Source organism: Legionella qingyii, assembly GCF_003184185.1.
Window position 1 is genome coordinate 70,165 of record NZ_QHJG01000013.1, and the last position, 7,605, is coordinate 77,769.

The following is a 7,605-nucleotide window of genomic DNA, read 5'->3' on the forward strand; positions in this document are numbered from 1 at the left end:
CAGTAAAAATCCATGCAATCAAACTCCTGCCTCCAACTCTTTATTTCACTTCGGCAAGATACAAAGCCCTTGTCTTAATCTCTCGTCCACCCAGAAGATGATCTATCGCTTGACGCATAATCATTTTTGCTGATTTAAGATAGAGGACCTCATTTAAGTTATTTTGTGCCAAAGCAAGAATATGCTCCCCCGGAATTCCCTTGCTGCCAGGAATAAAACCTTCGCCTGCGACAAATTGGTAACACGAATCAGGGACAATCAAATTTGCTGTTCTCGCTTCCTGTGTTAATGAAAAGGAATAACCACATGCATGAAGTAAAGCCCACTCAAAACGCCTTAATAAGGCTTCAATAACTAATCGTTCCTTTGCCAACGTAAGGCCATTTAAAGTAAACAAATAAGCATCAAATAATGTCGAGTCAGAATAATTGCGACTTAGCGCATAATAAAGAATTTCGTTTATATATAAACCTGCGAAAAGTGAGCCGCCTGATAGTTGAAGTGATGGCGAGGTACTTTCAACAGTTTGTGCATAATATCGCTCACGGCGCTCGACAAGATTGATCCATAACGGAGTAAAAGGTTGCAAAAGGGCTTGCTTTTTAGGGGTACGCCCGCCCTTGTAAAGGCATTGTATAACTCCTAGCTCACGTGTAAAAAAACTGACTTGGGCACTGGTATCCCCAGACCATTGTTTGTGTAAAAACCAAGCTGCTATTGTCCTAGTTGTCATAACCTAATTGTTTTAATATACGCTCGTCATCCGACCAGCCTGATTTTACCTTACACCAGCACTGTAAGAATACTTTCTTACCTAACAGTTTTTCCATATCCACTCGCGCATTCGTTGCCATTTCCTTTAATTTTTGTCCCTTATCACCAATGATCATTCGTTTGTGATTGTCTTTATCGACGAGAATCAGTGCGTGAATACGTACGAGCGCGCCTTCATCCTTATATGATTCAATGTCTACAGTAACAGAATAAGGTAATTCTTGTCCGCAAAAGCGGAAAATTTTTTCACGCAGTAATTCCGCACATAAGAATTTTATGGGCCGATCGGTCAATTGATCATCTGGAAATAAATGAGGCCCCTCAGGCAAATAATTCTGCAATTTTTCTTGCAATTCATCGACCTGTACCCCTGTTTTTGCTGATATTGGAATAATTGCTGCAAATTCATGTTTTTGACTTATTTGCTCTATCCAGGGTAACAACTGAGCTTTATCATCAATTTTATCCACTTTATTCACGACTAGAATACAAGGTACTTTGGCTTGTTTTACTAAATTCAAAACGTATTCATCTTCTTCTTGCCAATGCGTTCCATCAACTAAAAAAGCAATTACATCAACATCACGCAAGACGCTAATCGCAGTTTTATTCATCATGCGATTCATTGCTTTTTTAGTTCCCTGGTGAATTCCAGGGGTATCTACATAAACAAATTGATAATCACCTTCAGTACGTATCCCCAAAATACTGTGCCGAGTTGTTTGTGGCTTTCTTGAGGTAATACTTACTTTTTGCTGCATAATGCAATTAAGAAGTGTTGATTTACCTACATTAGGCCTGCCAACTAAAGCGATATAACCACAATAACTAATCATTAAAATATATTCCTGTTTATTTTTAAAACATTTTATCAGTGACACTATAAAATATCCAGATTTGTAGTGTTTCTACTTGATATTTCACCAAAAAACCAAGTATCCTGTGCAGTATGTGAACAAAGGATAGTTCCAATGTCTTATTTTGTAACATCGAAAGGCCACACTCAACTTATCGTTCCCTTAGCCATTACACCCTCTAGCCATCAAGCACTGCCTACCATAACAGGAAGTCCATTTAGCAGCGAAGCAGGAACAGTAGTATACGGTCATTATAATATGGAATACCTCCTTCCAGGGGGAGATAGGCTGCGCTTAATCGCCAATCATGATAAAAAAACAGTGCAGCTGATGTTATTTACCTACAAGGCAGAGGTAATTCAACTGCTTCCAGGAGATCGCTCTTCTTCATTAGTAGCAAATGTTATTAGTAAAATTCATCGCTACCGCATACGTGCAGCAAGTTACAGCCAGCCACTCACTTCTGCACAAGAACAAAAACTGCTGCTTGCTAATGAATGCATTGATTCTTTAAAAAAATTGCTAAAAAGAGAGCGGAGATTAACCAGTCAGGATCACGAAGGCCATGAAGCACTGAGAAAACAAGTGATCAAAATTATCGGCTATTGTTCCGATCAAAACCGCTTGTTAGCAACTTCACCACTGATATCCGAAGGCACCTTGGGAAACATACTTTATGAAGCTCATAAAATGGCACAACATTATTCTTTTAATCGTGTCTATTCTGTGTCGCGACAAGATCAAATGGACTTTAGCCATGTTGTAAAAAATCATGAAGAAAAACAACCATGCCTGGTGTGGGATAGCGAGCTTCATATAGGGCATAGCAGCAAAGATTTGGATGATGCATTAAGAGCGATTAGTGACTATTACAAATTATCTCCTGCAGCAAACCTGAGCAATATCCCTGCAAATCGATTTGCACAACTAGCGGCATTTTTTAATAAATTATGGCGAGATGGCCATGATTGGATCAATTATCTAGCAATAGATACGAAACCGGAACACAAAACAGAAGTAGTACAACGATTAGACGGTCTGACTATAACGAAAATCACACCCTACTATAAGCTACAAGGATTTCCACAAAAAGGTTACTCCGATTTACAAACCCTAATCAGCAAACGCATCAACAGCACCAGCAAACCTATACTTGCTCAAAACCCAAAAAAAGCGGATAAAATGATCAGTAGACTACCACATGGTAGTTCGATAATTATTGCTGATGAAGAGCTTATCCTAATCAGGCAGGAAAACAAAATAATGAGATTACGCTATTTTGTTCATGATGGGCTCTTCTACCCTTTGCCAGAAGGTCAGGATTTATATACTTTAGGACAAATCAGTAAACGTCATCTCTACTTACCAGAGCGAGTTAGTCTCAGACTTGATGCGTTTATTTCACGTATCCCCAGGTTTTTTCATAAATTCTACAAAAGTATGCGCCACTTTATTATCCATGATCTACGTGATGATTTTTTCAATCATATTCATGACACACACATTCCAAAATCCGATGAGCTTAAAGAACAACAAAGCAAAAACAGCAAAGTAAGGAATTCACTAAGATTAGCTTTGGAAAATAAAGGTCTTTTAGCTAATGGCCAAACTTTGGAAGAATTCATTAAAGAGCAGATTAGCATCAGCCCTTATATCATTGCTCGACCCAATCATCCACCAAGCCACCCTGCTTATGATAATCCGTGTCATCGGTTCTTAGAAATAATACGACATATCGCCAGCTTTTTCATCGATGTAAGTGAGCAAAATCCATTGATCGGTACTTTAGCAATGGCAGCATATACTTACGGCGGTGGTGCAGTACTTGCTCCAGAGTTTCTTAAATCAATTTTAACCAAATTACACTTACATGGTTTAATTGCAGGAATTGAACCCACACAAAAATTAGCTCACTGGATGAGTCATGGGACAATCTCTGAAGCGATTTCTGCATCAATGACCTACTGGCAAAGTGTCGTAGCCGGTGGAAATCTGGATAAATTTTTTGTTGAAGCGTTTAATACCCTCAAAGAAGATCCAGCGGAGATTGCAATTATTGCTTCATTAGCACTTAGCCTGGGTTATGGATTAACTAAAGTAATTCCATCATTAGGCCATGAAATGGGGGATTTTCCTTACACCAATTATGCCGCTTTAGGTGGAAAAGGTGGCGCGGCGATTTATGATACCATTATGCATCCTGGTGATGATTGGTTTCTTGGTACCTGTAAATGGTTTTGCAAAAGCGTTGTCACTTTAGGAAAGTTGTGTATTGCGCCATTTTTTGAAGGATATCATTATGGATTTCATGAGGGTTTTCTTAACGGTTGGAAAAAAAGCGGACTCCTTTTTAAGAGTTTCAGCAAACAAATTATTGCAGCATCTGCTGATTTTACTCTAGCCCTACTCACCATTCCATTTGTCGAAGTTAGTGCCCTATTTATTCATGTACCATTCCGTGGCATTACAAATCTACTCACTAAAATGCTTGCTATTCCTGGCAATATCAGTGCTATAGGAGAATTATTACTCTTCTTTGCAACAAGACCACCATCAGATAATTTAATCGCCAATTTTAGATTATCACCACTTTATGGTTTTACCTGGCCATTCGGACACTTTTCTGATAATCCATTGCTCAATCTCTGTATTAATACGGTTCGTGCCTTGTGCCTTCCACTATTACAATTAATGAAAAATCTCTTTATTTTGCCTATTTTGGATTTTATTTCTTTCTCTGTGCGCATAGCCCTTACCATTTTAGATCCTGTAATACGTATTCTTGCCTATGTATTAGGCAGTATTATCTGCACTATTGGCGAGGTATGGGATCATTCATTTGGTTTTTTGTTTACAACAAGTGCAAAAGGAATCACTTCCATTTGCAACTGGATCGATAACCAAGCCAGTACATTAAAACAAACTTTGTTATCGTTTATAGAAAGTCAACGTGGTCATTTATATTATTGGGCATTTGCAAAAGAAGATCTAAAATTACACGCTACTTTGGATGATGCGGAATATTATTCTAGTGACCCTAGACGTTATGAATTAATCCCACACTCTGAAAGTCACTGTCTTTTACAAACTCTCCTGGACAAACGCAGTGAACCCTATTTAAAAGAAAAAAATCATGAGCCGATTTCTCATCATGCTCCCATATTAGCGGTAAAAAATTCGAAAAGTAACTCAAAAGCCCCTTTGCAAAAGGAAACAATCAGCTATAGTATTTAACGTGCTCTTTGTAAGCCACTTGTTTCTGGTGATTTATTGAACAATATCGTATATAATTTTAATATGGTGTAAGAGGATACAGATCTATGTCAATTTCAAAAGAGAACCTAACAGAATATCTTACCTCTGATGAGTTCGCCCTTATAAATAAAAGACTTGATGCTGCCATACAATCAAAAATAGACAGCGGAGCACTTGGTTTTTCTTCACCTGAAAATCAAGCAGATCCTAATCCTTCTACAATCGATCTGAGCCAATTTGGCTTACATAATCCTGAAGACATAAAGATCTTCTTATTATCCCCTGCAGGGGAAACAGTGACCCATGAAATTGGTACTGAGTTAGCTCTTGAGCGAGCCATTGAAGAAGAACGGCAGCTGCAAATACAAGAAGAAATCACGATGCAGGAACGAAGAAGAGGTTTTCTATTTCATTGGCTGCTCGCGGAAGAAGCCGAAGCAAAAAAAGCTCAAAATGAGTTAATTGAGATGCAACAGGAGAAAATGCTAAAACCCAATCAACCAACTGCTCAGAAAAAAACGACTCCAGAGACCAATGATGCGCTTAAGGATACTTTGGAGCATTATGATAGCTCCATTAGAAGTTTTCAAAAACAACAAGAAAATCTTAAAGCAGAAGAACAAGCCCTTACCCATGAGCTAAGTATGCTTGAAGATGAGAGTATAGCCATAGATGAAAAGCATAAAACTTATAATAATGTTTTGAATGCATATGATAAATCTGCTCCAACCTTTGAAAATGATCCAGAAATGTTAGATCGGGAAATTAGCTCACTCGAAAGACAAATCGATAGAATGACTCAAAGTGTGTTTGACGAATTAGACAAAGGCAATGAAAAGGAAGCGCGTAAGATATTGAATCAACAAAATGCTTTAAACCTGCAATTGGCAAGCCTAAAGGACATCAAATCTAAAGTGGGAAATGAGAAAGTATTTTTTGATGCTGAGTTAAACTCTGAAGGCGTAACCTATGACAAAGCATTATTTGCTCTTCCCAAAGATCAAGCCCAAGGACTTGTAAAACACGATGGTAAGTATTTTCTTCTTGATAAAGGAGAAAATTGGGAAGATGTCAAAAATGATTCGTCAAAATTAGAAAATGCCCAAGCACGCTTTGAAAAAGCCAAACCCGAGATTATGAGTGTAAAAAATGTAGTTCAACACGTAAAAAAGCAAGAAGTCGAACTAAATACAACACGACAGGAAGAAACTCGTTCAAAAATTGCGGTAAATAAAGCAGAACAATTAATGGTTGCAAACCAAATTACATTGATGCAATCTGCCCGCGCAAATGCGCAGCAAGCGGCGCTTAAAGCAGCCATTGATGTACCTATGCAGCCGCCAGGATCAACAATCACAACTCAAAAGTTTGGCCTAGGCCTCACATCAATGCCAACCGCTGCACAATCACCTAAGGCATCCCCTGCGCCTACGCCATCGCCACAGATATTTAATGCCGCTGCCTTTGTACAAACTATAAGTAATGACCCCAAACCTACTTGGGGCTTCATGTTTTCTAAAGTTAAAACAATACAGGATCCAAGAGCCCAAAAAGATTTAGATAAATTTCTTACTGATGAAGCTAAGAAAAACTTGCCAGAAGAACAAAAAAATGAACTGGATAAATTTAACCCAGAAGCATTAAAACGAAAACTCATGAGTATGTTAGAAAAAGCACCTGTTCCTGAGATAGCAATGAATAGTTTCTTAAAACATATGGCTGAATTTGAAGAAGCCTATAAGCCTAATGTTACTTGTGAAGAAAGCCCATTGGCACAGCGTGAGCAGGCACAACCGCTTTCTCCATTTAATACTACATCCAATACTTAAACCGTTCATAATAGAAAAAATGTACCTCAAGAATATCCATCTGGATGATTGGGGTACTTTTTAAATAATAGTATCTCATTCCTGCAAAACTAATTAATATCCCTAATTTCTTCAAACGAGAATTACAAATATACTTGCCAATATAAACTAACTCTTCTAACATTAAACTTTGTGACTTAACCAAAGTTTACTAAAAAAATACATCACCGTAGGACTCAATATGATCTTAGATAAGTTACTGGGAAAGCAATCTGTGATTATATCACTGGATGTAGACAATTTCTTGTTTGAACGGTTAGAACAAATTAAAGCAGCCGGTTTCGATTTAGTTGAAATTAATTCAACAGATCAAAAATTATTAGCTCAGGCAATCGATCGATACCCCTCTCTTAAAATTGGTGCCGGTGGTGTTATTGATACACAACAACTCGAAAACTGCTATCAAGCAGGTGTTCATTTTGCTACTAGTCCTGGTTACTTACCTGCAATTGCACAAACAGCAAATGTTTACTCATTCAATTACTTACCAGGAGTCGCTACGATTTCAGAAGCAATGGCTGCGATGAGCCTTGGTTTTGCACACGTCCGCCCCTTCCCCGCTGATCTGGCCTTTTGTACTCTATTGAATAAGTGCCTTCCTCACTTAAAGCTATTTCCAGCTGAAATTGAATGGGAAGAAGCAGAGCATTTTCTTAATTTGCCCTCTGTAGCAGCAGTGAGCATACATAATCCTGATGCAAAACAGCTGGACGTGCTCACAACAAGTATTTTGGCATAATTTTAAGTTTTCAGGACTTACGAAAAATCTCAAGGTCGAGGCAAAAAATGTTTTAATGAGGGAGTTTAGATAGACTAAATGACCGAATTAAAAACATTTTTTAACAAAGAGA

Annotated in this window: 5 protein-coding genes; 3 read left to right on the forward strand and 2 right to left on the reverse strand. The window is 38.1% G+C overall.

What is annotated here, in order from left to right:
* Window positions 1-40: 40 nt before the first annotated feature.
* Both recO and era read right to left on the reverse strand, forming a co-directional pair.
* The gene (recO, locus tag DGG96_RS09345; RefSeq protein ID WP_110142457.1) at window positions 41-733 is read right to left on the reverse strand and encodes a DNA repair protein RecO; all 693 of its coding nucleotides are present in this window, start codon (window positions 731-733) and stop codon (window positions 41-43) included.
* Window positions 723-1,610, reverse strand: coding sequence for a GTPase Era (gene era / locus DGG96_RS09350; RefSeq protein WP_165831599.1), 888 nt, complete (start codon window positions 1,608-1,610; stop codon window positions 723-725). The genes recO and era overlap by 11 nt, the downstream gene beginning before the upstream one ends.
* A gap of 135 nt (window positions 1,611-1,745) precedes the next feature.
* Between era and DGG96_RS09355 the strand changes: the two genes are divergently transcribed.
* From DGG96_RS09355 to DGG96_RS09365, 3 genes are all read left to right on the forward strand, one after another.
* The gene (locus DGG96_RS09355; protein WP_110142459.1) at window positions 1,746-4,865 is read left to right on the forward strand and encodes a hypothetical protein; all 3,120 of its coding nucleotides are present in this window, start codon (window positions 1,746-1,748) and stop codon (window positions 4,863-4,865) included.
* 86 nt (window positions 4,866-4,951) lie between these two features.
* Window positions 4,952-6,715 (forward strand): hypothetical protein, encoded by a 1,764-nt coding sequence (locus DGG96_RS09360; protein WP_110142460.1) that lies wholly within the window; start codon window positions 4,952-4,954, stop codon window positions 6,713-6,715.
* Between the two features lie 220 nt (window positions 6,716-6,935).
* Window positions 6,936-7,493 carry a bifunctional 4-hydroxy-2-oxoglutarate aldolase/2-dehydro-3-deoxy-phosphogluconate aldolase gene (locus DGG96_RS09365; protein WP_110142461.1) on the forward strand — a complete coding sequence of 186 codons (558 nt, stop codon included), beginning with the start codon at window positions 6,936-6,938 and terminating at the stop codon, window positions 7,491-7,493.
* Window positions 7,494-7,605 lie beyond the last annotated feature (112 nt).